The organism is Stenotrophomonas genospecies 3, assembly GCF_054473855.1.
Window position 1 is genome coordinate 255,019 of the sequence record NZ_JBTMUR010000003.1, and the last position, 26,869, is coordinate 281,887.

The 26,869-nt window shown below is 67.0% G+C and carries 23 protein-coding genes; 12 read left to right on the forward strand and 11 right to left on the reverse strand.

From position 1 onward, the window contains the following. Nucleotides 1–44 precede the first annotated feature (44 nt). Genes ACX9OT_RS06065 through yidD form a run of 3 tightly spaced genes read right to left on the reverse strand, consistent with a single transcriptional unit; the run spans nt 45 to nt 2,495 of the window. On the reverse strand, nt 45–893 hold the full coding sequence (locus ACX9OT_RS06065) for a M23 family metallopeptidase (RefSeq protein ID WP_180866268.1): 849 nt from the start codon (nt 891–893) through the stop codon (nt 45–47). Beyond that, on the reverse strand, nt 893–2,239 hold the full coding sequence (locus ACX9OT_RS06070) for a dihydroorotase (RefSeq protein WP_010486624.1): 1,347 nt from the start codon (nt 2,237–2,239) through the stop codon (nt 893–895). The genes ACX9OT_RS06065 and ACX9OT_RS06070 overlap by 1 nt, the downstream gene beginning before the upstream one ends. 1 nt (nt 2,240) lies before the next feature. Next, on the reverse strand, nt 2,241–2,495 hold the full coding sequence (yidD, locus tag ACX9OT_RS06075; RefSeq protein WP_014037867.1) for a membrane protein insertion efficiency factor YidD: 255 nt from the start codon (nt 2,493–2,495) through the stop codon (nt 2,241–2,243). 272 nt (nt 2,496–2,767) lie between these two features. On the opposite strand from yidD, the gene dksA reads away from it, so the two are divergent. After that, nucleotides 2,768–3,997 (forward strand): RNA polymerase-binding protein DksA, encoded by a 1,230-nt coding sequence (gene dksA, locus ACX9OT_RS06080; protein WP_107432038.1) that lies wholly within the window; start codon nt 2,768–2,770, stop codon nt 3,995–3,997. A 535-nt stretch (nt 3,998–4,532) separates the two neighbouring features. Here the strand turns inward: dksA and ACX9OT_RS06085 are convergent. Genes ACX9OT_RS06085 through cysS form a run of 3 tightly spaced genes read right to left on the reverse strand, consistent with a single transcriptional unit; the run spans nt 4,533 to nt 7,698 of the window. After that, complete coding sequence (locus ACX9OT_RS06085) at nt 4,533–5,780, reverse strand: MFS transporter (protein ID WP_032129395.1); 1,248 nt, start codon at nt 5,778–5,780, stop codon at nt 4,533–4,535. Continuing rightward, nucleotides 5,777–6,229 (reverse strand): SufE family protein, encoded by a 453-nt coding sequence (locus tag ACX9OT_RS06090; RefSeq protein ID WP_005410372.1) that lies wholly within the window; start codon nt 6,227–6,229, stop codon nt 5,777–5,779. Before ACX9OT_RS06090 ends, ACX9OT_RS06085 begins: the two co-directional genes overlap by 4 nt. A gap of 53 nt (nt 6,230–6,282) precedes the next feature. Next, entirely contained in the window at nt 6,283–7,698 is a 1,416-nt protein-coding gene (gene cysS / locus ACX9OT_RS06095; protein WP_459001409.1) for a cysteine--tRNA ligase, read from the reverse strand. Between the two features lie 188 nt (nt 7,699–7,886). Here cysS and ACX9OT_RS06100 point away from each other — a divergent pair, with 188 nt between their 5' ends. The 11 genes from ACX9OT_RS06100 (at nt 7,887) to ACX9OT_RS06150 (ending at nt 19,317) form a co-directional block, all read left to right on the forward strand. After that, complete coding sequence (locus ACX9OT_RS06100; RefSeq protein WP_032129397.1) at nt 7,887–8,456, forward strand: glycine zipper 2TM domain-containing protein; 570 nt, start codon at nt 7,887–7,889, stop codon at nt 8,454–8,456. Between the two features lie 318 nt (nt 8,457–8,774). After that, complete coding sequence (locus tag ACX9OT_RS06105; protein WP_032129398.1) at nt 8,775–9,785, forward strand: N-acetylornithine carbamoyltransferase; 1,011 nt, start codon at nt 8,775–8,777, stop codon at nt 9,783–9,785. 119 nt (nt 9,786–9,904) lie between these two features. After that, nucleotides 9,905–11,101 (forward strand): argininosuccinate synthase, encoded by a 1,197-nt coding sequence (locus ACX9OT_RS06110; protein WP_032129399.1) that lies wholly within the window; start codon nt 9,905–9,907, stop codon nt 11,099–11,101. 151 nt (nt 11,102–11,252) lie between these two features. Then, on the forward strand, nt 11,253–12,341 hold the full coding sequence (locus ACX9OT_RS06115; protein ID WP_032129400.1) for an acetylornithine deacetylase: 1,089 nt from the start codon (nt 11,253–11,255) through the stop codon (nt 12,339–12,341). 75 nt (nt 12,342–12,416) lie between these two features. Then, complete coding sequence (locus ACX9OT_RS06120; RefSeq protein WP_032129401.1) at nt 12,417–13,745, forward strand: acetylglutamate kinase; 1,329 nt, start codon at nt 12,417–12,419, stop codon at nt 13,743–13,745. Between the two features lie 3 nt (nt 13,746–13,748). Further along, complete coding sequence (locus ACX9OT_RS06125; protein ID WP_049401159.1) at nt 13,749–14,351, forward strand: GNAT family N-acetyltransferase; 603 nt, start codon at nt 13,749–13,751, stop codon at nt 14,349–14,351. Next, the gene (gene argC, locus ACX9OT_RS06130) at nt 14,348–15,301 is read left to right on the forward strand and encodes an N-acetyl-gamma-glutamyl-phosphate reductase (protein WP_032129402.1); all 954 of its coding nucleotides are present in this window, start codon (nt 14,348–14,350) and stop codon (nt 15,299–15,301) included. The genes ACX9OT_RS06125 and argC overlap by 4 nt, the downstream gene beginning before the upstream one ends. 20 nt (nt 15,302–15,321) lie before the next feature. Beyond that, nucleotides 15,322–16,617 (forward strand): argininosuccinate lyase, encoded by a 1,296-nt coding sequence (argH, locus tag ACX9OT_RS06135; protein WP_121505061.1) that lies wholly within the window; start codon nt 15,322–15,324, stop codon nt 16,615–16,617. Further along, a complete protein-coding gene (locus tag ACX9OT_RS06140; RefSeq protein ID WP_032129404.1) occupies nt 16,617–16,880 on the forward strand; it encodes a YciI family protein in 264 nt (87 codons plus the stop codon). Before argH ends, ACX9OT_RS06140 begins: the two co-directional genes overlap by 1 nt. Nucleotides 16,881–16,891: 11 nt before the next feature. Further along, a complete protein-coding gene (proB, locus tag ACX9OT_RS06145) occupies nt 16,892–18,049 on the forward strand; it encodes a glutamate 5-kinase (RefSeq protein WP_049401148.1) in 1,158 nt (385 codons plus the stop codon). Next, nucleotides 18,046–19,317 carry a glutamate-5-semialdehyde dehydrogenase gene (locus ACX9OT_RS06150; protein WP_459001416.1) on the forward strand — a complete coding sequence of 424 codons (1,272 nt, stop codon included), beginning with the start codon at nt 18,046–18,048 and terminating at the stop codon, nt 19,315–19,317. The genes proB and ACX9OT_RS06150 overlap by 4 nt, the downstream gene beginning before the upstream one ends. Before the next feature lie 137 nt (nt 19,318–19,454). On the opposite strand, the gene pgaD is transcribed toward ACX9OT_RS06150, so the two are convergent. The 5 genes from pgaD to ACX9OT_RS06175 form a co-directional block, all read right to left on the reverse strand. Continuing rightward, entirely contained in the window at nt 19,455–19,925 is a 471-nt protein-coding gene (gene pgaD / locus ACX9OT_RS06155) for a poly-beta-1,6-N-acetyl-D-glucosamine biosynthesis protein PgaD (RefSeq protein WP_032129407.1), read from the reverse strand. Beyond that, nucleotides 19,922–21,178: a poly-beta-1,6-N-acetyl-D-glucosamine synthase gene (gene pgaC, locus ACX9OT_RS06160; protein ID WP_010486660.1), complete on the reverse strand. Its 1,257-nt coding sequence runs from the start codon at nt 21,176–21,178 to the stop codon at nt 19,922–19,924. The genes pgaD and pgaC overlap by 4 nt, the downstream gene beginning before the upstream one ends. Nucleotide 21,179: 1 nt before the next feature. Then, on the reverse strand, nt 21,180–23,066 hold the full coding sequence (gene pgaB / locus ACX9OT_RS06165; protein WP_458075179.1) for a poly-beta-1,6-N-acetyl-D-glucosamine N-deacetylase PgaB: 1,887 nt from the start codon (nt 23,064–23,066) through the stop codon (nt 21,180–21,182). Nucleotide 23,067: 1 nt separating this feature from the next. Next, on the reverse strand, nt 23,068–25,095 hold the full coding sequence (gene pgaA / locus ACX9OT_RS06170; RefSeq protein WP_459001419.1) for a poly-beta-1,6 N-acetyl-D-glucosamine export porin PgaA: 2,028 nt from the start codon (nt 25,093–25,095) through the stop codon (nt 23,068–23,070). A 343-nt stretch (nt 25,096–25,438) separates the two neighbouring features. Continuing rightward, on the reverse strand, nt 25,439–26,644 hold the full coding sequence (locus ACX9OT_RS06175) for a CynX/NimT family MFS transporter (protein WP_459001421.1): 1,206 nt from the start codon (nt 26,642–26,644) through the stop codon (nt 25,439–25,441). Between the last annotated feature and the right edge of the window lie 225 nt (nt 26,645–26,869).

The window sequence follows — 26,869 nt, forward strand, 5'->3', positions numbered from 1 at the left end:
GCGCCGAAGAGGATGAGGTTGCCGGCCAGCGGCCGGCACTACCGTTACTTGCGTTCCAGCACCAGTAACGGATCGATACGGGTATCGAACCAGTTCATGCCCCAGTGCAGGTGCGGGCCGGTTGCACGGCCGGTGGCGCCGACCGCAGCGATCACCTGGCCCTGTTCCACACGGTCGCCAACTTTTACGTCGATGCGCGACAGGTGCAGGAAGTTGGAGCTGACACCGAAACCGTGGTCGAGCAGCAGCGTGCCGCCGGTCAGGTACAGGTCGGGGCCGGCGAAGGTGACGATGCCGGCCGCCGGCGCCTTCACCGGCGTGCCGGTCGGTACCGCGATGTCCATGCCGGAATGACCTGCGCCGGGCTGTCCGTTGTACACGCGTGCGTTGCCGAAGCGGCCGCTGATGCGGCCCTGCACCGGCCAGATGAAGGTCTGGGTGAAGTCGGTGCGATCGTCATCGCGGGCACGCGCGGCGGTCACCTGTGCCTGTTCGCGCTTGATCCGCTCGGCAATCGCCGGCGGCGGGTTGACCGTCTTCGGCGGCACGCCGTTGACCCGCTCGGTGGGCCAGTCGCGCGGGGTCACCGCAATGGTCGCGGTCTCGCTGCCACCATCAGGGCGCTGCACCTGCACGCGCAGCGGACCCTTCTCGTCGCGGCCGATGCCGAACACCACGCTGCCATAGCCGCTCACCCGCAGTTGGCGGCCGGCGTACTGCACGCGGCTGCCGGCGGGTACCTTGCCGATCACCAGCGCACCCTGCGACGCGCTGGCCGGGAACACCACGCGGCTGTCGATCAGGCTGCCGATGCCGTCCTGTGCCTGCGCCGACGGTGCGGTGAACAGGGGCGCGGCCACCAGCAGCGCCCCGATCAGAAGTGCGGAGCGCATCAGCGGTCGTAGGTCATGCGCTGGCCGGCCGGCTCGCCCACCAGTTTGCTACCGTCCCACACCAGTTGGCCATTGACCCAGGTGGAGGCCACGCGCGAGCGGAAGGTGGTGCCTTCAAACGGCGACCAGCCGCACTTGGACAGCACGTCCTCGCGCTTGACCGTGAACGGCACGTCCTCGACCAGCACCAGATCGGCGAAGTAACCCTCGCGCAGGAAGCCACGTTCTTCCACGTCGAACAGCTGTGCCGGCGCATGCGCGAACTTCTGCACCACCTGCTCGCGGGTCAGCTTGCCTTCGTGCACGCGTTCCAGCGCGGCCACCAGCGCGTACTGCACCAGCGGCAGGCCCGACGGCGCCTGTGCGTAGGGCTTCTGCTTCTCTTCCCAGGTGTGCGGCGCGTGGTCGGTGGCCAGGACGTCCAGCACGTCATCGGCCAGCGCGGCGGTGATCGCCTCGCGGTCGGACACTTCCTTGATCGCCGGGTTGCACTTGATCAGGTTGCCCTTGGTCGCATAGTCCGGGCGCGCGAAGTGCAGGAAGTGCACGCAGGTTTCGGCGGTGATCTGCTTGCGGCTGCCGTCGGCGCGGATCAGCGGACCCTTCTCGAACAGCGCCAGCTCATCGGCGGTGGAGATGTGCAGCACATGCAGGCGGGTGCCGTGCTTGCGCGCCAGCGACATCGCCAGGCGGGTCGACTTGATGCAGGCCTCGCGCGAGCGGATGTCCGGATGCATGTCCGGGGTCAGCGCGTCGCCGTATTTCTCCTGGAAGGCCTTCAGGTTGGCGTCGATCATCGGCGTGTCTTCGCAGTGCGTGATGATCGGCGTCGGGCATTCGCGGAAGATCGCGTCCAGCGTTTCCGGATTGTCCACCAGCATGTTGCCGGTGGAGGCGCCCATGAACACCTTCACGCCCGGGGCCTTCTTCGGGTCCAGCGCACGGATGGCATCCAGGTTGTCATTGCTGGCGCCGTGGTAGAAGCCGTAGTTGGCCCAGGCGCGGCCGCGCGCGAGCTCGTATTTGGCTTCCAGGATGGTCGAATCCAGCGTCGGCGGATTGGTGTTGGGCATGTCCATGAAGCTGGTCAGGCCACCGGCCACCGCAGCCGCCGATTCGCTGGCGATGTCGCCCTTGTGGGTCAGGCCCGGTTCGCGGAAGTGCACCTGGTCGTCGATCATGCCAGGCAGCAACCAGCGTCCGGCTGCGTCCACCACCTGCTCGCCGTCGCGCGGCGCCAGCCCGTTGCCGATCTGCGCGATGCGGCCGTTCTCGATGCGCAGGTCGCCGTCGAAGGTGCGGCCTTCGTTGACCATGCGGGCGTTGGTGATGAGGGTGGAGGACATGTCAGTGTTTTCCTGTGCAACGGCAAGAGGGGGCGTTGGGGGACTCGGGCACGGGGTCGAAGCCGCCGGGATGGAACGGGTGGCAGCGGCCCAGCCGGCGCGCAGCCAGCCAGCTTCCGCGCAGCGGGCCGTGCCGCGAGATGGCGTCCATCGCGTATTCAGAACAGCTCGGCACGAAACGGCAACGTGGCCCCAGCAGGGGGCTGATGAAGCGCTTGTAGAAGCGCAGCAGGGCAATGAGCAGGCGCGAGATCACCCAGTCATCTTATGCCAGTTGGCATGAAGGCCGCATTTGTGCAGGATGGGCCGTTGGTCGCATGTCGCCGATGGCCTGCGACCGGTACCAGTACCTTCGGGTGCTGGCCAGGTTCCGTACCGCGCAAGGCGGTCCGTGTTCGTCGGACTGCCTCCAAGGGCGCCTTGACTCCAGGACTGAATGGAGCAGGGGGTCGAGGTTGCTGCTGCGGGTCGGGTAGGCTATAAAGGCCCGCTTTCCCGGGCCCCGGGGAATCCAAGGAAGAGCGTTTCGTGGCTGCTAAAAAAACTGCAAAGAAGGCCGCAACGGCCGCCAAGAAAACCGCCAAGCCTGTTGTGAAGAAGTTGGCGGCAAAGCCCGTTGCCAGGAAACCGGCCAGCAAGCCGGCGACCAAGGCAGCGTCCTCGCAACCGGCGGCCAGGAAGGCCACCGCAAAGAAAACGCCGGTCAAGGCAACCAAGCCGGTGGCGAAGAAGGCTGCTGCGCCCGCCAAGGCCAAGCCTGCTGCTGCCAGCAAGAAGGCGCCGGTGGTGAAGAAAGCCGCCAGCAAGGCCGCGCCGGTGAAGAAGGCCGCCGCCAAGCCGGTGGCGAAGAAGGCAGCAGCCAAGCCGGCGCCGAAGGCGGCGGTGAAGAAGGCTGCGGCCAAGCCGGTCGCCAAACCTGCAGCGAAGAAGGTTGCTGCGGCTAAACCGGTGGCCACGCCTGCCGCTGTAAAGAAAGTCACCAAGAATGTTGCCGCGCCGGCCGCAAAGCCGACCCCGGCCCCCGTAGTGAAGTCCGCACCGAAGCCTGCCCCCAAGCCGGCTCCGGCCAAGCCTGTCCCGGCCAAGACCGTGGCAGTGGCAGCAGCCCAACCGGCCCCCAAGCCGGCCCCGGCCGCCGCTCCTGCTGCTTCGAAGGCCCCGCAATCCAAGAATCCCGTGCCCGTTTCGAAATCGCCTGCCAAAACCGCCGTGAAATCCGATTCCGCCCCGAAGACCGTGTCGCGCCCTGTCGGCAAGGTTGCCGTGGCCGTCGCCGCCCGCTCGGCGGCACCGGCCCCGCGCAGCAAGTACAAGGTGGTCGAGTACAAGACCGACGAGGCCACCGGCCGCCCGATCCTGCCGGCTGGCTACAAGCCGTCCTCGGAGGAGGAATACATGAGCCCGCTGCAGCAGGAATATTTCCGTCAGCGCCTGCAGAACTGGCGTGCGGACCTGGTGGAAGAGTCCAAGCAGACCATCGAGAACCTGCGCGAGGAAGTGCGTGACATCGGCGACGAAGCCGAGCGTGCGACCCGCGAGACCGAGAACTCGCTGGAACTGCGTACCCGTGACCGCTACCGCAAGCTGATCGGCAAGATCGACAGCACCCTGAAGCGCCTGGAAGCCGGCGACTACGGTTACTGCGTCGACACCGGCGAAGAAATCGGCCTGGAGCGCCTGGAAGCGCGCCTCACCGCCGAACGCACCATCGACGCCCAGGAGCGCTGGGAGCACCTGCAGAAGCAGCAGGGCGACTGATTCCTGATCGTTGTCTGGTCATGCGAAAAACCCGGCCTCGGCCGGGTTTTTTGTTGGGTGTGGTTGGCTGGGTAGAACGGGGCCTTCCGGGTATAGGAGGGAGCCTGTGTGCGCGGTTGCTGTAAAGCCTAGCCCGTGCCCGGCTCGGGTCGAAGGCGCGGGCAAAGAAGAGCAAAAGCAAAAGCAGCCAAGCATGGCTTGGCTCTACCAAGGGCGGTCATGCGTGCGCTCGCGGCTGTTGGGTCCGCCTTGTAGCGAGCCGAGCACCGCAGGGGATTCAGGGGCGAAGAGGCGCCGCTGTTTGAGCGCAGCGAGTTCGGCGCCGTCCCCTGATTCACCGAGGAGCACAGGGCACCGGCGCGTAGCGCCGGCTCGCGGATGGCGGCGCGTTTCTTTTGGTTACTTTTCTTTTCGCGCGAAAAGAAAAGCGACACCCCACCGCGGTCACGGAAAGAGCCCGCCGGGCATGGCCCGGCGCTACCGGCGCGTGGGCGCACGGAAATACGCAGCCGAGCATGGGCTCGGCTCTACAGGCTCACTGCAGGTCGCGAAGATTCAGCTTCCGCAACGTCGGGTTCTTCCACGCCGTGATCCCGGCCACGCTCAGCACCGCGAACCCACCCAGCACCACTGCCGGCACCAGGCCGAGCAGCTTTGCCATCGTGCCGGCATAGAACGCGCCCAGTTCGTTGGACGAACTGATGAAGATGCCGTTGATCGACGACACCCGCCCGCGCATCTCTTCCGGCGTGGCCAGCTGCAGGATGGTCGAGCGGATCACCACCGACACGCCATCGAAGGCCCCATAGAACAACAGGATCAGCGCGGACAGCCAGAAGTGCTGCGACAGCCCGAAGCTGATCACGCACAGGCCGAAGCCGGCCACCGCGAACAGCAGCACGCGGCCGGCATTGCGGTGCAGCGGGTGGCGCGCCAGCCACAGGCCAACGCAGACCGAGCCCAGCGCCGGCATCGCGCGCAGGATGCCCAGGCCTTCCGGGCCGTGGTGCAGGATCTCGTGCAGGAACGCCGGCAGCATCGCCACCACGCCGCCCAGCAGCACCGAGAACATGTCCAGCGCCATCGCCCCGACCATGATCCGGTTGCCGACCACGAAGCGCGCGCCTTCAGCGATGCTCTTGAAGATCGGGGCGGCTGGACCGGTATGCACCGGTTCTTCCACCTTCAGCGTGGCCAGGCAGGCCATCGCCACCAGCGCGAAGCCCGTGGCCACCGCGTAGGACAGGCCCTTGCCTCCGAAGCCGACCAGCACGCCACCCAATGCTGGACCGGCCACCATGCCGGCCTGGAACACCACGGCGCCGAGGCCAGCGCCACGCGCGAACTGGTCACGGGCCAGCACGCGGGCGAACAGTGCGTTGTAGATCGGCGACAGGAAGGCGCGGACCATGCCGGTCAGCGCAATGGCCGCATAGATCGGCCACACGCCTTCGAACGGCAGCCAGCCCTTGGCCACGCCGGTCAACACCAGCGCGGTGGCGATCAACCCGGAGCAGGCGACCATGCCGAGCCGGCGGCGCGGCAGGTGGTCGACCAGATAACCGGCGAACGGTGCGACGCAGAAGAACGGCAGCACCTCGGCCAGGCCAACCAGGCCCAGCGAGAAGGGATTGCGGGTGACTTCGTAGATGTGCCAGCCGACGGTGACCGCGACCACCTGGTAGGACAGCATCGCGAAGATGCGGTAGGCCAGCAGCTTGGCGAAACCGGGCCGGGACAGCAGCCCCAGCGCGGTGTCTTCGGCCGTGGCGGGTTCGCTCACGACGGGTCGCGCTGCAGCTGGGCCTGCGCGGTCTCGCGGATGAAGGCCAGCATCGCCGCCACGCCGTTGCTGCGGGTGGGCGAGAGGTGGCGGGCCAGGCCGATGTCCTGGATGTAGCTGGGCTCGGTATCCAGGATCTCCTGCGCCGAGCGCCCGGAGTACACGCGCAGGGCCAGGAAGATCAGGCCGGAAACGATGGCCGAATCACTGATGGCGTGGAAGCGCAGCGACTGCGCATTGCCTTCCGGCACGATCCAGACCATCGACTGGCAGCCGAGCAGGCGGTGCTCTTCGGTCTTCCATTCGTCCGGGAAGGCGGGCAGCTTACGGCCGAGGTCGATCAGATACTGGTAGCGCTCGGACCAGTCGCCGAAGAAGCCGAATTCCTCGGCGATGGCGGTCTGGGCCTCGGCGGCGGTGGGTTCAAGCGGGAACGGGGAGTCGGTCACAACAGTCTCTACAGTGGAGCGTGGCCGGCGGACCGGCCACGGGGCAGGGTGGGTCAGCCGCGCTTGCGCGACCAGCGCACGCCCTGCGGGGTGTCTTCCAGCACGATGCCTTCGGCGGCCAGCTGGTCGCGGATGGCGTCGGAACGGGCGAAGTCGCGTGCCTGCTTGGCGGCGGCACGCTCGTCGATCAGGCCCTGGATGCGGGCATCTTCGCCATCATCGCTGGCCGCGGTGCCGAACCACTGCGCCGGATCGGCCTGCAGCAGGCCCAGGGCCAGGCCGGCACCGAGCAGTTCGCCCTTCAGGCGGCTTAGCTGTGCCAGCTTTTCACCCTCGCGGGGATAGTCCGGGCCGCCCGCCGGGGCACCTGCGTGCCTTAGCTTTCGAGCCGATTCAGCGAGTATTGCCAGCACTTTCGGAGTGTTGAGGTCGTCATTGAGCGCGTCCTCGACTGCTTGCGGGATCACTGGGGTGGCGTCGACATTGGCAAATTCCCTGATAGCTCGGTAGAGGCCATCCAGGGTGCGCACCGACTGCTCGATGAGGCCATCGGACCAGTCCAGCGGCTGCCGGTAGTGGGCCGACAGCAGGGCCAGGCGCAGCGCTTCCGGCGGGTGCTGGCGGACCAGGTCGTGCACGCGTTCGATGTTGCCCAGCGACTTGCTCATCTTGGCGCCGCCGAAGTTGAGCATGCCGTTGTGCAGCCAGAAGCGGGCGAAGATCTTGCCGCCGTGGGCGCATTCGCTCTGCGCAAGCTCGTTCTCGTGATGCGGGAACTGCAGATCGACGCCGCCGGCATGGATGTCGATGGTCTCGCCCAGGTGGGCGGCGGCCATCGCCGAGCATTCGATATGCCAGCCCGGGCGGCCACGGCCCCAGGGAGACTCCCAGCCAGGGAGGTCGTTGCTGGACGGCTTCCACAGCACGAAATCGCCTGGGTCGCGCTTGTACGGGGCCACGTCGACGCGGGCGCCGGCCAGCATCTCTTCCGGGTCGCGGCGCGAGAGCTTGCCGTAGCCTTCGAAGCTGGCCACCGCGAACAGCACGTGGCCTTCGGCGGCGTAGGCATGACCATTGGCGATCAGCTGCTCGATCATGGTGATGATCTGCGGGATGTGCGCGGTCACTTCCGGCTCGATGTCCGGCGGCACCACGCCCAGCGCGGCCATGTCTTCACGGTAGGCGGCGGCGAACCTGTCGGTGATGGTGCTGATCGGCACGCCCTGCTCACGCGCGGCGTTGTTGATCTTGTCGTCCACGTCGGTGATGTTGCGCGCGTAGCGCAGGCCACCGAAACGGCGCCGCAGCAGATCGGCCAGCACCCCGAACACCACTGGGCCACGGGCGTTGCCGATGTGCACGTAGTTGTAGACCGTCGGGCCGCACACATACAGGGTCGGACAGGCCGGGTCGAGCGGGGTGAACGGTTCGAGCTGGCGAGTCAGGTTGTTGTGCAGGCGCAGGGTCATGGGGCTGTGGCTGGGGGACAAGCCTGTGATTTTAGAACGTGTCGGCCCCCTTTGGGGGCACCGCCTGCCACCGGTGGACGCCGGGTCCAATCAGGGTGGGGTGGGCAGGAGCAGCGTGGACGGGTAATGTTCAGCCCCTTGCGCTCGCCACTGCCTACACTATTGCCGTGTCCTTGCTCCCTTCGCCAATGAAATCCACCGCGTTGCTGACCCTGGCCTGCCTGTCGGCGCTGGCCGCCGTGGCCCAGGCGCAGGAGGCCGAGCCCCGCAACCGGGTGGTGATCGTGGAGAACGTGAAGTTCGACTACGCGCAGGTACTGAACGTCGAACCCGTGTTCCAGACCCTGCGCGCGACCCGTACCGAAGAACACTGCGAGCCGGTCTCGACCCGGACCCTGGCGCCGGTCAATGTCACTGGTGAGGAGCCGGTCGAGGACAAGGGACGGATCAGCCGCTTCTGGGACTCGGTACGCTCGATGTTCAAGCGCAGCGATGAAGAGGTCTCCGAGGACACCGCCGCCGAGTCACCGGCCCCGGCGCCGGCACCGGCCAACAATGGTCCGATGCTGACCCGCGACTGTCGCATCGTGCCGGTGGGACGTGAATTCCGCCGGCCCATCGCCTACGACGTGGACTACGTCTACAAGGGCACCAAGTACCGCTCGCGGCTGCCGGAAGACCCCGGCAACCGGCTCAAGATCCGGGTGTCGATCACCCCCTGGGTCGGCCCCGAGCAGGGCGCCGCCGGCAATCCCTGATTCTGCGACCCCGGCCCCTTGCGTCGGCCCCGGCCGCATGCAAAGATGGTTGACCATGAAGCTCACCGACTTCCAGCACGACAGCAGCGCAGCCCGACAGGCGTCGGGCATGACCTCGCGTGCGCGTCGACCGGAACCCCACATCCTCGCTGGGTAACCGGAGCTTTTTGCTGTTCGTCCGAAAAAAACCCAGCCCGCCGGCTGGGTTTTTTCGTTTCCGCGTCATGAAAGCTGCAACTGCAACCTTTTCGTTCCACCTTTGCTTCCTGTTTTCCCTTCCACCGCGTCGAACCCGGCGCCGCCACGCAAGGAAAGATGATGTCCCCCAAGCACTTCCTGAACACCCAGGACTGGAGCCGCAGCGAGCTCGACGCGCTGCTGACCCAGGCCGCGCTGTTCAAGCGCAACAAGCTCGGCGACCAGCTCAAGGGCAAGTCGATCGCGCTGGTGTTCTTCAATCCGTCCATGCGCACCCGCACCAGCTTTGAACTGGGTGCGTTCCAGCTGGGTGCCCACGCGGTGGTGCTGCAGCCGGGCAAGGATGCGTGGCCGATCGAGTTCAACCTCGGCACGGTGATGGACGGCGATACCGAAGAGCACATCGCTGAAGTGGCCAAGGTGCTGGGCCGTTACTGCGACATCATCGCCGTGCGTGCGTTCCCCAAGTTCATCGACTGGGCCTACGACCGCCAGGACATCGTCCTCAACAGCTTCGCCAAGTACTCGCCGGTGCCGGTCATCAACATGGAGACCATCACCCACCCGTGCCAGGAGCTGGCCCACATCATGGCCCTGCAGGAGCACTTCGGCACCCAGGACCTGCGCGGCAAGAAGTACGTGCTGACCTGGACCTACCACCCCAAGCCGCTGAACACCGCAGTCGCCAATTCGGCGCTGACCATCGCCACCCGCATGGGCATGGACGTGACCCTGCTGTGCCCGACCGCCGACTACATCCTCGACGACCGCTACATGGGCTGGGCCGAGCAGAACGTGGCCGAGAGCGGCGGCTCGCTGAAGATCAGCCATGACATCGACAGCGCCTACGCCGGTGCCGACGTGGTCTACGCCAAGAGCTGGGGCGCGCTGCCGTTCTTCGGCAACTGGGAACCGGAAAAGCCGATCCGCGACCAGTTCAAGCACTTCATCGTGGACGAGCGGAAGATGGCGCTGACCAACAACGGTGTGTTCAGCCACTGCCTGCCGCTGCGCCGCAACGTGAAGGCCACCGACGCGGTGATGGATTCGCCGCAGTGCATCGCCATCAACGAAGCCGAGAACCGCCTGCACGTGCAGAAGGCGATCATGGCGGCGGTTGCCGGGCGCTGAATCAAACAAGGGGTAGAGCCGACCGTTGGTCGGCTGCTCCCGCAGCGGCGCATCCAACATTTCAGCCGACCAGCGGTCGGCTCTACCGAATTCCCATCCCCCAAGTGGACCTGATCCCCATGAGCAACAAAGACGTCGTTCTCGCCTTCTCCGGCGGCCTGGATACCAGCTTCTGCGTGCCGTACCTGCAGGAGCGCGGCTACAACGTGCACACCGTGTTCGCCGATACCGGCGGCGTGGATGATGAAGAGCGTGATTTCATCGAGAAGCGCGCCGCCGAGCTGGGCGTGACCAGCCACGTCACCGTCAACGGTGGCCCGGCCATCTGGGAAGGCTTCGTCAAGCCGTTCGTGTGGGCCGGTGAGGGCTACCAGGGCCAGTACCCGCTGCTGGTCTCGGACCGCTACCTGATCGTCGATGCCGCGCTGAAGCGTGCCGCCGAACTGGGCACCAACATCATCGCCCACGGCTGCACCGGCATGGGCAACGATCAGGTCCGCTTCGACCTGGCGGTGAAGGCCCTGGGTGACTACCAGATCATCGCGCCGATCCGCGAGATCCAGAAGGAACACACCCAGACCCGCGCCTACGAGCAGAAGTACCTGGAAGAGCGCGGCTTCGGCGTGCGTGCCAAGCAGCAGGCCTACACCATCAACGAGAACCTGCTGGGCCTGACCATGTCCGGCGGCGAGATCGACCGTTGGGAAGCTCCGGGCGAGGGCGCCCGTGGCTGGTGCGCACCGCGCAGCGAGTGGCCGGAGCAGGCGCTGAACGTGACCCTGAAGTTCGTCGAGGGCGAAGCCGTCGAACTGAACGGCAAGGCGTTGCCGGGCGACCAGATCCTGGCCCAGCTCAACAAGCTGTTCGCCCCGTACGGCGTTGGCCGCGGTGTCTACACCGGCGACACCGTGATCGGCCTGAAGGGTCGCATCGTGTTCGAGGCCCCGGGCCTGGTGTCGCTGCTGGCCGCGCACCGCGCGCTGGAAGATGCCGTGCTGACCAAGCAGCAGAACCGCTTCAAGCCGGACGTGGCGCGCAAGTGGGTGGAGCTGGTCTACGAAGGCTTCTACCACGACCCGCTGAAGACCGACATCGAGGCCTTCCTGAAGTCCTCGCAGGCCAAGGTCAACGGCGAAGTGGTGCTGGAAACCCGCGGCGGCCGCGTCGATGCAGTGGCGGTGAAGTCGCCGCACCTGCTCAACACCAAGGGCGCCACCTACGCGCAGTCGGCCGACTGGGGCGTGGAGGAGGCCGAGGGCTTCATCAAGCTGTTCGGGATGAGCTCCACTGTCTATGCGCAGGTCAATCGTGGTTGACCTGTGACGGGGTGCCGGCCGCTGGCCGGCGCCTCGCAACATCGATGGAGGGTAGTGCCGGCCGCTGGCCGGCTCGTGGCACGGCTGGATCATTGCGGAGCCGGCCAGCGGCCGGCACTACCGATTTCGAACCCTACGGATATTCAGACACATGCTTGAACAGACGCTCGATCACCTGCAGGCCCTGGTGTCCTTCGACACCCGCAACCCGCCGCGTGCGATCACCACCGGTGGCATCTTCGATTACCTGCGCGCGAACCTGCCCGGCTTCAACGTCGAGGTGATCGACCATGGCGCCGGTGCGGTCAGCCTGTACGCCGTGCGTGGTACGCCGAAGTACCTGTTCAACGTGCATCTGGATACCGTGCCGGATTCGCCGCACTGGAGTGCCGACCCGCACGTGATGCGGCGTCTGGACGACCGTGTGGTCGGCTTGGGCGTGTGTGACATCAAGGGCGCCGCCGCTGCACTGGTGGCCGCGGCCAACGCCAGTGATGGCGATGCCGCGTTCCTGTTCTCCAGCGACGAAGAAGCCAACGATCCGCGCTGCATCGCCGCGTTCCTGGCCCGTGGCCTGCCATATGAAGCGGTGCTGGTGGCGGAGCCGACCATGAGCGAAGCGGTGCTGGCGCACCGTGGCATCAGTTCGGTGCTGATGCAGTTCGCCGGCCGCGCCGGGCACGCGTCGGGCAAGCAGGATGCGGCCGCCAGCGCGCTGCATCAGGCCATGCGTTGGGGCAACCGCGCATTGGACCATGTGGAATCGCTGGCCTCGGCGCGCTTCGGCGGGCTGACCGGCCTGCGCTTCAACATCGGTCGCGTGGAAGGTGGCATCAAGGCCAACATGATCGCGCCGGCCGCCGAAGTGCGGTTCGGGTTCCGTCCGCTGCCGTCGATGGACATCGATGGCCTGTTGGCGACCTTCGCCGGTTTTGCCGAACCGGAAGCGGCACTGTTCACCGAAACCTTCCGTGGCCCCAGCCTGCCGGCCGGTGACATCGCCGAGGCCGAGAACCGCCGTCTGCTGGCACGCGACGTGGCCGATGCGCTGGAACTGCCGATCGGCAACGCGGTGGACTTCTGGACCGAAGCCTCGCTGTTCTCGGCCGGCGGCTACACCACGCTGGTGTTCGGCCCGGGTGACATCGCCCAGGCCCACACCGCCGATGAGTTCGTGACGCTGGAGCAGCTGCAGCGCTACACCGACGCCGTGCACCGCATCATCGCCGCCGGCGCCTGATCGACCCCACAACGCCGCCCGGCCCTGGCCGGGTGGAACTGCAACGCGGCGACCGCCGCCTGTGACGAAACCGAAATGTCTCCTGCCCTCCAGCCCCACCGCCAGACCCGCCAGACCATCGTGCGCCTGCTTTCCAGCATGGCCAGCGCGAAGGAGATCAGCCAGTACCTCAAGCGCTTCTCGCAGCTGGACGCCAAGCGCTTTGCCGTGGTCAAGGTCGGCGGCGCGGTGCTGCGCGACGATCTCGACGCGCTGACCTCTTCGCTGTCGTTCCTGCAGGAAGTCGGCCTGACCCCGATCGTGCTGCACGGCGCCGGCCCGCAGCTGGATGCCGAGCTGTCGGCCGCCGGTATCGAAAAGCAGACCGTCAACGGTCTGCGCGTGACCTCGCCGGAGGCGCTGGCGATCGTGCGCCGGGTGTTCCAGCAGTCCAACCTGCGCCTGGTCGAAGCGCTGCAGCAGAACGGTGCGCGCGCCACTTCGATCACCGGCGGCGTGTTCGAGGCGGAGTACCTGGACGTGGACACCTACGGCCTGGTCGGTGAAGTGAAGCGGGTCAACCTGGCGCCGATCGAGGCCAGCCTGCGCGCCGGTTCTATCCCGGTCATCACCAGCCTGGGCGAAACCGCGGGTGGCCAGATCCTCAACGTCAACGCCGACTTCGCCGCCAACGAGCTGGTGCAGGAGCTTCAGCCGTACAAGATCATTTTCCTGACCGGCACCGGCGGCCTGCTGGACGAGCAGGGCAGCGTGATCGATTCGATCAACCTGTCCACCGAGTACGACCACCTGATCGCGCAGCCGTGGATCCACGGTGGCATGAAGGTGAAGATCGAACAGATCAAGGATCTGCTCGACCGCCTGCCGCTGGAATCGTCGGTGTCCATCACGCGCCCGGCTGACCTGGCCAAGGAACTGTTCACCCACAAGGGCTCGGGCACGCTGGTGCGCAAGGGCGAGAAGGTGCTGCGCGCCACCGCGTGGAACGAGCTGGACCTGCCACGGCTGAAGGGCCTGATCGAATCCAGCTTCGGCCGCACGCTGGTGCCTGACTATTTCCAGAAGACCAAGCTGCTGCGCGCCTATGTCAGCGAGAACTACCGCACCGCGGTGATCCTCACTGACGAAGCCGAGGGCGTGTACCTGGACAAGTTCGCCGTGCTCGATGATGCACAGGGTGAAGGCCTCGGCCGCGCGGTATGGAACGTGATGCGGGATGAAACGCCGCAGCTGTTCTGGCGTTCGCGCAATGGCAACCCGATCAATCACTTCTACTATGCTGAATCCGATGGCTGCTACAAGCAGGGCCATTGGAAGGTGTTCTGGTACGGCGCCGATGGCATCGACCGGATCAGCACCTATGTCGACCACTGCGCCCAGCGCGCACCGAGCCTGCAGGGCTGAATGATGGACCATTCCGATCACTGGACTACGATTCCCACCCTGCGCGGCCAGCACGTGACACTGCAGCCGCTGCAGCCCGAGCATGTGCCTGGCCTGCGCGCCGCCGTGGAGGGCAGCGGCCTGGACCAGCTCTGGTATACCCAGGTGCCTTCGCCGGAGCGGGTCGAGCACTATGTGCAGGCCGCGCTGCAGGCGCAGGCGGAAGGCAAGGTGCTGCCGTTCGTGATCCTCGATGCGGCGGGTGACATCGTGGGTACCACCCGCTTCTACGACCTGGATGCCGGCGTGCCCAAGCTCAGCCTGGGCTACACCTGGTATGCACCGCGCGTGCAGCGTACCGGCGTCAACACTGAAACCAAGCTGTTGCTGCTGCAGCACGCCTTCGAAACCATGGGCTGCATCAGCCTGGTGCTGGAAACCAGCTGGTTCAACTTCACCTCGCGCACCGCCATCGCCCGCCTCGGCGCCAAGCAGGACGGCGTGCTGCGCAACCACAAGCGGCACGCCGACGGCACGCCGCGCGACACCGTCATCTTCTCCATCATCGATACGGAATGGCAGGGCGTGAAGCGCCACCTGCAGTACCGCCTGGACAGCCACGCATGAACGATTCGACTTTCACCCTGGGCATCGTCGGCGCCCGTGGCCATACCGGTGCCGAGCTGATCAAGCTGGTGGCCGCACATCCGCGGCTGAAGCTGGCCTTCGTGTCCTCGCGCGAACGCGCCGGGCAGCGCCTGTCCGACCACCATCCGGAATTCCAGGGCGAGCTGCAGTACGAGAACCTGGACGCCGACGCGGTGGCCGCCAAGGGCGTGGACGCGGTGATCCTGGCCCTGCCCAACGGCCTGGCCGCACCGTTCGTGGCCGCACTGGAAGCGGCGAAGCCGGACACCGTCATCGTCGACCTGTCGGCCGACTACCGCTTCGACAACAGCTGGTACTACGGCCTGCCGGAGCTGACCCGAGGCCGCTACAACGGCCAGAAGCACATCAGCAACCCGGGCTGCTATGCCACGGCGATGCAGCTGGCGGTGCATCCGCTGCTGGACCTGCTGGCCGGCCCGCCGCAGTGCTTCGGTGTGTCCGGCTATTCCGGCGCCGGCACCACGCCGTCGGACAAGAACAACGTCGAACTGCTCGCCGACAACCTGATGCCGTATGCGCTGACCAACCACGTGCACGAGCGTGAAGTGTCGGTCCAGCTGGGCGTGGCGGTTGAATTCATGCCGCATGTCGCGCCGCATTTCCGGGGCATCACGCTCACCGCCAACCTGTGGCTGAACCGCGTGCAGACCCGCGAACAGATCGTCGAGCGCTTCCAGCAGGCCTATGCGGGCGAACCGCTGATCGAGGTAGTGGATGAAGCGCCGTGGGTCAGCCGCATCGCCGGCCGCCACGGTGCGCAGGTCGGTGGCTTCACCCTGGCCCCGGGCGGCAAGCGGGTGGTGGTGGTGGCGACCCTGGACAACCTGCTCAAGGGCGCGGCCACCCAGGCCATGCAGAACCTCAACCTCGCGCTGGGCATCGACGAACTGACGTCGATCCCGCACTGAACACGTATTCCGGAGCCCCCATGGCAGACCTTCTTTGGCAGAAGCCCGGCGTCGCCGTCGACGCCCAGATCCAGACCTTCCTCGCCGGCGATGACGTGATCCTCGATCGCGAATTCTTCCTGCACGACATCGCCGCCAGCGCCGCGCATGCACAGGGCCTGCAGCACATCGGCATCCTCAGCGCCGATGAGCTGGCGGGCCTGCTGCGCGAGCTCGACGTGCTGGCGCAGGACTTCCGTGAAGGCCGCTTCGTGCTGGACACGCAGTACGAAGATGGTCACTCGGCGATCGAAGCGCGCCTGACCGAACGCCTTGGCGATGCCGGCCGCAAGATCCACACCGGCCGCAGCCGCAATGACCAGATCCTGGTTGCCACCCGCCTGTGGCTGAAGGAGAAGCTGCTGCGTGTGGCCCAGCTCAGCGCCGAGGTTGCCAAGGTCGCGCTGGACCGCGCGCGGGCCGAGAAGGACCTTCCGGTTCCCGGCTATACCCATATCCAGCGTGCCGTGGTGTCGTCGGCCGGCATGTGGTGGGCCGGCTGGGCCGAGGCCTTCATCGACAACGCCATCCGCGCGCGCGACACCCATGCGCTGGTCGACGCCAATCCGCTTGGCACGGCTGCCGGCTACGGTGTGAACCTGCCGCTGGACCGTGAGCACACCACGGCCGCGCTCGGTTTCGCCCGCATGCAGATCTCGCCGATCTACGCGCAGCTGTCGCGCGGCAAGTTCGAGCTGGCCGCGCTGGAAGCGCTGGGCGGCGCCACGCTGGACCTGCGCCGCATTGCCTGGGACCTGTCGCTGTTCACCAGCGCCGAGTTCGGCTTCGTCGCGCTGCCGGCGCAGTACACCACCGGCAGTTCGATCATGCCCAACAAGCGCAATCCGGACGTGATCGAGCTGATGCGCGCGACCCACGCCAGCGTCGCCGCCGCGCGTACCGAGATCGAGCAGCTGCTGTCGCTGCCGTCGGGCTATCACCGCGACCTGCAGTCGTCCAAGGGCGCCATCTTCCACGGCTTCGGTCGCGGCTTGTCGGCGCTGGAACTGCTGCCTGCGCTGCTGGCCAACCTGGAATGGCGCGACGACAAGGTTCGCGCGGCAATCGACTCGGGCATGTACGCCACCGATGTGGCGGTGGAAGCGGCCGTGGCCGGTGTGCCGTTCCGCGAGGCCTACAAGGCTGCTGCCGCCGGTGCCGACAGCGCAGGCCAGGGGCGTACCCCGGAAGGCAGCCTGGCCGCACGCGTATCGCCGGGTTCGGCCGCCGACCTGCGCCTGGACGAACTGCACGCGCGCTGGCAGGCGCTGTCCTGATGGCCGGCACCGTCTACCTGGTGCTGGCCATGCGCCGGCCCGATTTCAACGCCGCCGCCGTGCAGCCGCACCGTGACTTTCTCGATGCGTTGCAGGCACAGGGCAAGCTGCAGCTGACCGGCGGTTTTGCCGATGGCAGCGGTGGCGCCTATGTGCTGTGCAATGTGGACAGCCTGGCGCAGGCGCAGGCCATCGTCGCCACCGATCCGCTGGTGACGATGCAGGCCTCCGCGCTGACCGTGCACGAATGGAACACCCGCTGAGAGTCTGACCGATGATCCAGCACGCTGCCCACGTCGCCTCGCCGTTCCCCGAACAAGCGCTGCCGCCGTGGCGGCGTGCGGTGCTGAAAGTCGGCAGCAGCCTGCTGGCGGCCGATGGCGGCGGCCTGTCGCCACGCCACGCGCTGGGCCTGGCCCAGTTTGTTTCCGCCAACGTCCTGGCCGGACGCGAGGTGGTGATCGTGTCTTCCGGCGCGGTTGCGGCGGGGCGCGCGATCCTGCCGCGGGCCGATGAACCCGGTGCGGCGATGGCGGCGCGGCAGGCCCTGGCCGCGCTCGGCCAGGCGCAGCTGATCGGGCTCTGGCAGCGCTTCTTCGAGCGCCCCGTGGCGCAGGTGCTGCTGACCCACGACGACCTGCGCAACCGCCGCCGCTACCTCAACGCACGCGCCACGCTCAATGAGTTGCTGCGGCTGGGCGCGTTGCCGGTGGTCAACGAGAACGATACCGTGTCGGTGGACGAACTCAAGCTCGGCGACAACGACAACCTGGCCGCCACCGTGGCCGCGCTGGTCGATGCCGATGCACTGTTCATTGCCACCGACATCGACGGCCTGTACAGCGCGGACCCGCGCACCGTGGCCGATGCGCGGCCACTGCACGACGTGCCGGAACTGAGTGACGAGGTGCTGGCGATGGCCGGCGGCGCAGGGTCGCGCGCCGGCACCGGCGGCATGCGGACCAAGCTTGAGGCGGCGGCCAAGGCGGGTCGTCTCGGCATCGAGACCTACCTTTTCAACGGCCGCAGCAGCGACGTGGTGCGTGCACTGGCGCAGGACCGCCTGTTCGGCACCCGCATCCACGCCGCGCGCAGCCGCGAGGCGGCCCGCAAGCACTGGCTGCGGCATGCACCGCTGACCGAAGGCGCGATCGTGATCGATGCCGGTGCGGCACAGGCCATGCGCGAGAAGGGCGCCTCGCTGCTGCCCGGTGGCATCACCGGTGCGGAGGGCGCGTTCCGGCGTGGCGATATGGTGCAGGTGTGCTGGAATGCACCACAGGGCCGTGTCTGCATCGCCCGCGGTGTCAGCCAGTACGCCGCCGATGATGTGCGCCGGATCGCCGGTCGCCATTCGCGCGACATCGAGGCCGTGCTGGGCTACAACTACGGTGGCAGTGTCGTCCATCGCGACGATCTGGTGCTGCCATGACCGGTTTGAAGGACACCCCGATGAGCGAAATCGAAGCGCAGGCGCGTGCCTGCCGTGACGCGGCCCAGATCGTTGCCGGCCTCGACAGTGCGGCCCGCCGCACGCTGCTGCTGGCAATGGCGCAGGCACTGGAAGTGAATGCCGGGCTGATCCTGGCCGGTAATGCACGTGACCTCGCCGCCGCGCGCGACAAGGGCGTTGGCAGTGCCATGCTCGACCGCCTGGCGCTGGACCCGGCACGCCTGTTCGCGATGGCCGAAGCCGTGCGTGAGGTCGCTGCGCTGCCCGATCCGGTCGGCCAGGTCACCCGCGACGATGTGCGTCCAAACGGCATCCGTGTGCAGAAGGTGCGCGTGCCGCTGGGGGTGATCGCGATGATCTACGAGGCGCGCCCGAACGTGACCGCCGAAGCGGCCGCGCTGTGCCTGAAGGCCGGCAATGGCGTGATCCTGCGCGGCGGTTCCGAGGCGATCCACTCCAACACCGCCATCGCCCAGGCGCTGTCCGGCGCATTGAAGGCCAACGGCGTACCGCCGGCTGCGGTGACCGTGCTGACCGACCTGCGCCGCGAAGCGATGCTGGGACTGCTGCAGTTGCATGAGCTGATCGACCTGGCCATTCCGCGTGGCGGCGAAGGCCTGATCCGCTTCGTCGCCGAGCATGCGCGGGTGCCGGTGATCAAGCATTACAAGGGCGTGTGCCATCTGTTCGTGGATGCCAGCGCCGACCTCGGCAAGGCCATTGACCTGCTGGTGGATGGCAAGTGCAGCCGCCCTGCAGCCTGCAACTCGCTGGAAACGCTGCTGGTGCACCGCGAGGTGGCCGAAGCGTTCCTGCCGCGCGTGGCGCAGGCGCTCGGCGAGCGCGGCGTGCAGCTGCGCGCCGATGCGCAGGCGCAGCCGCTGCTGCCGGGCAGCATGTTGGCCACTGAAGACGACTATGCCGCCGAGTTCCTTGATCTGGTGCTGGCGGTACGCGTGGTTGACGATCTCGACGCTGCCATTGCGCACATCCGTGCCTACACCTCAGACCATACCGAAGTGATCGCCACCGAAGACGCCGGCCATGCCGAGCGCTTCATCAACGCACTGCGCTCGGCGGTGGTGATGGTCAATGCGTCCTCGCGTTTCTCCGACGGCGGCCAGCTGGGCCTGGGCAGCGAGATCGGCATCTCCACCACGCGCCTGCACGCGTATGGCCCGATGGGGCTGGAGGCACTCACCGTCGAGCGCTTCGTTGTGCGCGGCGAAGGGCAGACCCGCACGTAGATCCACGCCATGCGTGGATGCTCTTCGCGGTAGACCCCGGTGCCGACCAAGGTCGGCACCCACCAGAGCGAACGCCGACCAAGGTCGGCATCTACCAAAGCAAGTGCCGACCAGGGTCGGCACCCAGGGCAATCGAGTTACACCACCTCGCGGCGGATGCCGATCGGCCGCGCATGATCGTCCATGTGCAGCGTGGCGGCCTTGCAGCCCAGCAGGCGCTCGGCCAGCCCGGTGCTGGCCCCCAGGTCGGCGGCCACTTCGTTGAGGCTGGCCAGCGGCCGCGGCAGGCGCCGGTCGTGGCCGCGGAAGCGCGCGCGGTTGTACTCGGCCCAGCCGATCAGCAGTACGCTGGCGCACAGCAGCATCAGCGGCAACGCCACCAGCACATAGGGGTCGAACTGGCTTTGCCGTTCGTACAGCTGCTGCCAGGCCAGCTGGCCGCCGACCAGCCACGACACCAGGGTGACCAGTGGGGCCCACAGGTAGAAGTAGAACCCCCAGAACGCGAGGGTGACGAAGCCCCAGGCGGTGCGCTGGAAGCGTGGTTGGCGATGCGGCTTGCGGATCATCCGCGAGTCGAAGCGGTTGGACGGGCGTTGTGCGTTCATCGGATCCCCCGATCGGGACTGGTCCAGGTGGCGCGCTTGCTGCGACGGCGCAGCAGGGTTTTCGGCAACGCCACCAGGGTGGTGGAAAGGCTGATCAACCAGTACGCCATCGGGTACCAGATGACCCAGAAGTAGTTGCGTCCAATCTGTGTTTCGTAACGACGGTCGATGATCAGACTGCTGGCGAACTGCAGCAGGCAGACCAGGGCCAGGATCACGCCATGCCACTCCGGCAGCAGGCTGGCGATATGCAGTTGCGGGGGCAGTTCGATGAACTTGCCCAGCGCCCACAGCACCACGATGAACAACATGGTGTAGGCCCAGATCACGCTGAGCACGTACTCCAGCAGTACGCCCCACATGCGCCGCTCCTTCCAGTGCAGCAGCGAGCGGGCGTGGCGCAGCATCACCTCCACGCCGCCCTGGGCCCAGCGCAGCCGCTGCCGCCACAGTCCCTTCAGGGTTTCCGGCATCAGGATGAAGCATAGTGCGTTGGGTTCGTAGCGGATGTCCCAGTGCGCGCGCTGCAGGCGCCAGCTGATGTCGATGTCTTCGGTCACCATGTCATCGGACCACCAGCCGACCTGGTGCAGGGCGGTGCGGCGGAAGCCGGCGATCACGCCGGAGATGGTGAAGATGCGCCCGTACACCCGCTGCGCGCGCTTGATCATGCCGATGATCGAGGAGAATTCGGCCACCTGCAGGCGTCCGAGCAGGGTGGAGCGGTTGCGGATGCGCGGGTTGCCGGTGACCGCGCCGACCCGGTTGCCGCTGACCAGGTGCCAGATCATCCAGTGCAGCGCGTGTTCTTCCAGCATCGCGTCGCCGTCGATGCACACCAGGTATTCCGAGCGTGCGGCGAGCGCCCCCATGCGCAGCGCATTGGCCTTGCCGAGGTTGCGGTCCAGGTGCAGCACGCGCAGCCGTGGGTGCTTTGCCGCCAGGGCGTCCAGCCGCGCACCCGTGTCGTCGCTGCTGCCGTCGTCGATGGCGATCACCTCATAGTCGGCCGGGTAGCGCTGTGCCAGCGCCGCGCCGAGTGTATCGTCGAGGTTTGCCGACTCGTTGTGGCAGGGAATCAGCAGGCTCGCGAACGGTGGATCGACCATCAGCGGCGGGTCGTTGCGTGGGCGCGAATGGCGTTCGCGCCGGAAGTAGTAATACAGGCCGCCCGACATCCAGAAGAATGCCATCACCATCGGGTAGTAGAAGGCGAACTGGAACAGGACCTGCAGCAACGGATGCATGTCCATGTCACTTCTCCGGGTACGGGAAGTTGCCGGCGGACATTGCCGCGCGGGCATCGCGGGTGGAGGGCTGGTCGGCGATGAAGTCGTCCGGGTACCAGGCGAAGTGGTGCACGCCCTGCGCCTGCAGCTGGCGGATCTGCGCGCGCAGTCGCTCGGCGGGAATCGGTTGCCCGCTGCGCCAATCGACGGTCTGCAGTTCGAACAGGGTGTGCTGCAGCTGTGGGTCATGTGCACGCACCGCGGCCAGCAACTGGTCGAGCCAGCGCTCCGGATGCTTGCTGCCTTCCATCCACGGCATCGCCATCAGTGCGGTCTGGTCGTAGGCCTTGTTGAACAGGTCCAGGCGCTGCGCGAACCAGGCTTCGCTCTGCGGGCGCAGCACCGGCTCCGCGTACAGGTTGCGCACCGTGGCCAGCTTCGGCCGCCAGCGCTGCGCGCTGTTGCGCAGCGCCAGGGTGAAGTCGATCAACGCCTGCGTGCGTGCGCTGCCCCCATCGCCGGTTGCCAGCGTGGGCAGCTCGGTATCGCGCAGGTACCCATCGTCATGGAACAGCAGGCCCTCGAAGTAGGAGTTGACCGCCAGATCCTCGTAGAGGTCGAGCATGACCTGGCGCGCCTGGGGATTGGTGAAGTCCAGCCGGTACATGCCATCGGCATCGCCGTTGCGGATCGCCAGCGCCTTGCGCTGCACCGGGTCGGGCAGCTCGAAGCCGAGTACCGGCAGCCATGCGTAGACCTTCACCCCCGCACGCGATTTCAGTTGCCAGGCGACGCGACTGAACAGGTCCGCGCGCATCGGCATGTGGCGGTTGGGGAAGTACAGTGCATCGGCGGTGTTGTTGCCGTCCGGATCGGCGAACGCCTGCAGGTAGACGTGCGTCGGTGCGATGCGCTTGACCCGCTCGATCAGTGCATCCAGATTGCGCGCCTGCTGTGCGGGCTCCGGATCGTAGACATCATCCAGGTCGATCTGCAGGGCACGGATGCCATCGAGCGCGACGTCGCGGCGCAGCTCGTAGGCCAGCCCCTCCACGGTCGGGTTGTCGCTGACCAGGAAGCGCGCCAGGCCATGCAGGTCGCTGGCCACCGGCGTGCTGCGGCCCTCCAGATCGAAGGACACCGGCATGCCCAGCTGCTCGGCGATGTCGTTGCTCAACTGGTTGTAGGCCGCGTATGGCCAGACGATGGCGCGCGGGCGCACGCCCAGATGCTGCTCGATGCGCTGCACGCTGCGCGAGAGATCGGCGCGCAGGCGTTGCGCGTACTGCGCCTCGCTCTCATAGCTGCGCGTGGCGGGGTTGTAAACGCGGGTCACGACAGCCGGGGTGGAGTTCCCCTGTGGGTTGGCGAGCACCCCGTGGTGCAGGTCGTCGGTATGGCTGGCCACTTCGATCAGGCCGCTGTCGTGCATCTGCTTCAGCTGTGCCCAGGTGATGAAGTCGTCGCGGCCGAACGGCCGGTAGCCATAGTCGATGGTGCGGCCAGGTGCCATGTCCACGTAGTCGGTGATCACCGCCACCAGCGCCGGATAGCGGTAAGCCTGCAGCAACGGGAAGGCTTTGTCGTAGACGCTGCGCAGGCCGTCATCGAAGGTCAGCAGCACCGGTTTCGGTGGCAGCGTGGCGCGTCCCCGGGAGGCGTCGATCACCTGCGACAGCGACACCGGGTGGTAACCGTGTGCCCCCAGCCAGTCCAGATGGGCGGCGAAGTTCTGCGTGCTCACCGCATAGGTATCGGCATCCCCCTTGGCTGCGACCTGATCGCGGATGTCGTGGTAGCTGAGGATCAACAGGCCGTTGTCGATCGCATCGAGATGCAGGGCCTGCTGCGCGAAGGCCGGCGGCGCAGCCGACAGCAGCAGGAGCACGATCAGGCGCAGGATGCGGGTCATGTCAGTCTCCCCAGCGCAGTGCGGCTTCGAAGCCGATATGGCGTTCGCGATGGCCGTCGTAGACCGGCCGCGACCAGCGCACGCCATACTCGAACACGCGGCCCTGGCCCAGCTGCCACTCGTGCATGTATGACACCGACGGCACCAGTGCACTGCCGAAGCCGTCCTGCCAGTAATCGCCCAGCGAGACGGTCAGCCGGTGGCGGAAGTGGCGTTCGTAGTGGCGCCACAACTGCTGGTCGATGCGCAGGCCGATCTCGACCATGCGATCACGCTTCGGGTTGAAGTAGGGAGCATCATCGCGGCTGCCTCGACTGGTGTAGGCACTGCCCAGGCCATCGATCAGCCACCGTGGGCGGGTCAGCAGCCGCTGCTCGACGCTGGTGCTGAACAGTTCGCGATGGTTGCCATCGTCGTAGCGGAAGCGGCTGGCGCCGAACATCCAGTGCGTGCGTTCGCTGCGCCGGTAGTCGACCTGCGCGCTGACGCTGTCGGCAGTGATGCCGGCCACGCGCGCCTGCATTGATGCATCCGGATCATTGCGTGCGGCGGTCAGTCCGGCATGCCAGTAGTCGTTGAACTGCCAGCCCACGCCGACGCGCAGGCCGGTATCACCGATGTGGTCGTTGGCGCGCAGCACTGCAGCTTCCGCATCCAGACGGCCGAATCGGTAGCGTACGCCCGCGCCCAGCCACAGCGGGTCGATGCGCTGGTCCTGGAAATCGACCGAGCGCCGGTCAGCGAAGGCGAACAGCCGCCAGCGATCGTCGAGTACGGGTGTCTGGACTTCCATGCCATAGCGGCGGTCGTCGTTGCCCAGTGGCGAGGTGCCACCACCGCCGGAACTGCGTCCGATGTCGGTCCATGCCTTCAGCTGCCAACCGCGGTGCGCGCGCCAGGCCTGGTCCATGCGTTCGACGGCGGGCTGGGTGGGGTAGCGCGCGACCAGATCGTCGTGCAGCGGTCGCGCCAGGTCATCGCGCTGCAGGGCGACGTAGGCTTCCTGCATGCCCAGCCGTGGCTCGATGTCGCGCGGGTCCAGCGCATGCGCCATCTGTTGCCGTTGCAGCGCCCTGCGTGGCCAGCCGCGCATCATGTACACGCTGCCCAGCGCGCTCTGCAGGCCGCCGTTGCCCGGTGCGATGTCGACCATCGATTCCAGATCGCGCTGCGCGGTGGGCAGGTCACCGCTGTAGGCGCGCACCATCGCCAGGTTGAGGTCGGCTTCGTAGCGCGACCAGTTTGGATACGGCGACTTGCCGTTGCTCCAGCGCCAGGCAGGTTCCTTGTCGCGCCACGCCTGCAGCAGGTCGACGGCCTTTTCCTGCTGCTCGCTTTCCAGGTAGGCGTAAGCCAGTTCCGAATGCGAGGCGTCGCGCGTCGGATCGCCTGCGACGGCCGCCTGCAGCACCGGAATGGCTTCTTCCGGATGCAGCGTGCCCATCAGCGAATCGCCGACCGCAGGCAGAACATAGTCGGGCAGGGCATGGCCTTCAGCCTGCAGTGCGCGGGCTTCCTCTCGCACCTGCGCATGGCGGCCCAGCCGGTTGAGCAGGATCAGCCGGTCCATGCGGATGCGCAATGGCGCCTGCACAGGTGGGGTGCCTTCGCTGCCCAGATAGCGCTGCATGCGCGCCAGGGTCGATTCGGCTTCTTCCAGCCGGCTGTCTTCGCTGCTGCTGTAGGCCAGGCTCCAGACCACCAGCTTGGCCAGGTAGTCGCCTTCGATGCGTTGCTTCTGAGCAGCGTCGAACAGTTGCGGGCGCTGCTGGTACAGCTCCCAGGCGCGCCAGGCATTGCCGATGTCGCCCAGGGTCAGGACGCGCAGCTTGAACAGCAGGTCGTCGTTGGGCTGCTGCTGGCTGGCGCGCTCGATCGCGCCGAGCGCATCCAGCCAACGGGCCTGGTCGCGGTAGCGGCCGATCTCGGCCAGGGCCGCCTCGCGGTCAGGCGGGGCAGCGCTGCTGGCCCAGGCCAGGGCGGTACAGGCAAGGCCGACGCAGAGCGCCAGCCGGCGGTGGACAACCATTGGGGACCCCCTTGGCTTCCGAACCAGACAACCTGAAAAATGTGACGCACATCACATGCCAGATTTTGGGATGGCCGTGGCCTGCGTCACTCCCCTCGCGAACTCCCATCCAGCAGGGATGGGCGAAACCAGGACAGCGACCTGCAATGTCTTGTCTGAAACGAGAGTCCCCCGCACACCGAGTGGTGGCCTGGGCGGCGCTGCCGCCCCCATGCCCGATGCCGGCACGCGGCAAGGATGGGCATTCGTGGGCACTATCCGCCCGGAATTGTCAGCCCGGCGTCAAAATGCGCAGACGGGCTGACGAGCGGTAGGTGGGGCCGGTTGCGAGGCCCCACGTGGCTTACCAGAGGTCTTCCAGCTTGCGCGGCTTGCAGGCCACCCAGGAGGCGCACAGCATCAGGGTGGCGCAGCCGAACAGGAAGCTGAATGGGATCGTCCAGCCGTCGCTGACGGTGTGCAGCCAGCCGACCAGGAACGGCCCCAGGCAGCTGAAGCTGTAGCCCACGCCCTGCATGAACCCGGACAGCGCGGCCGAGCCGGTGGGGGTGCGGGTGCGCAGGTTGATCAGGGTCAGCGCCAGCGGGAAGGTGGACGGACCGACGCCGAGCAGGCAGGCCCACAGCAGCGGCGCCTTCATCGGGGCCACAAGCAGGCCGGTGAAGGCGATCACGAACGAGAAGAAACCGATCAGCACCAGCGGGAACGGGTTCTGCAGGCGCACCGCCATCGACGGAATGACCAGCGACGGCAGCAGGCCCAGTGCCGAGAACACGGCGACCATCACGCCGCCGAACGCGGGCGTGCCACCGGCCTCGACCACGATGCGCGGCAGCCAGGTGAACATCGAGTAGGTCATCAGCGATGTCATGCCGAACATCAGCGTCATGCTCCAGCCCAGCGACGTGCGCCAGACCTTGCCGTGCGGCTGCGCGGTCGGATCGGACGCGTTGGACTGCGGCTTCGGCGCGCGCGTGGCCAGCACCAGCCACGGCAGTGCGGCAGCCAGCGCCAGCAGCGCCCACATGCCCAGCGACACGCGCCAGCCTGCGGCGTTGGCCACTGGCACCGCCAGCAGCGCCGGCAGCATCGTGCCCAGCTGCAGCACGCTGATGTAGAGCGTGCTCATGGTGCCGACCTTGTTGGCGAAATAGCGCTTCACCAACGGCGGCACCACCACGTTGCCGATGCCCATGCCGGCCAGTGCCACCACCGAACCCAACAGCAGCGTGCCGACGTTGCCGGCGCTGGAACGCAGCAGCAGGCCGGCCATTGCCATCACCATCGCCAGCAGCGTGGTGCGCTCCAGCCCGAGGCGCCGGGCCAGTGCCGGCGTGGCGACGCCGAACAGCGCGAACGAGGCGGTCGGCAGCATGCCCAGTACACCGGTCATGGTGGTGCCGAAGCCGAACTGCTGGCCGAGCACGTCCAGCAGCGGGGTGATCGAGGTGACCGCGGTGCGCAGGTTGATCGCTGCCAGCAGGATCGCGGCGAACGCGAGGACGCGCCCGTGCAGCAGCGACGGCGAATCGGAAGTGGAGGAACTCATCGGTGGTCCTTGCAGGTGTCGCACGCCGGGGCAATGGCATGCAGCGCCGGCATCGGTCTACGCCGAAGCGGCAGGTGGGGAAGGGGCTGCTGGCGGGCCGGCAGCGCGGCCATTGTACGTGCGGCCTCCGGCAAGGTCCCGTCATGCGGGCGGCCGGGTGCCTGATACAAAAAAACCCGGAGGACAGTGATGTCTTCCAGGCTTCTTGGTGACCACCGAAGTGGT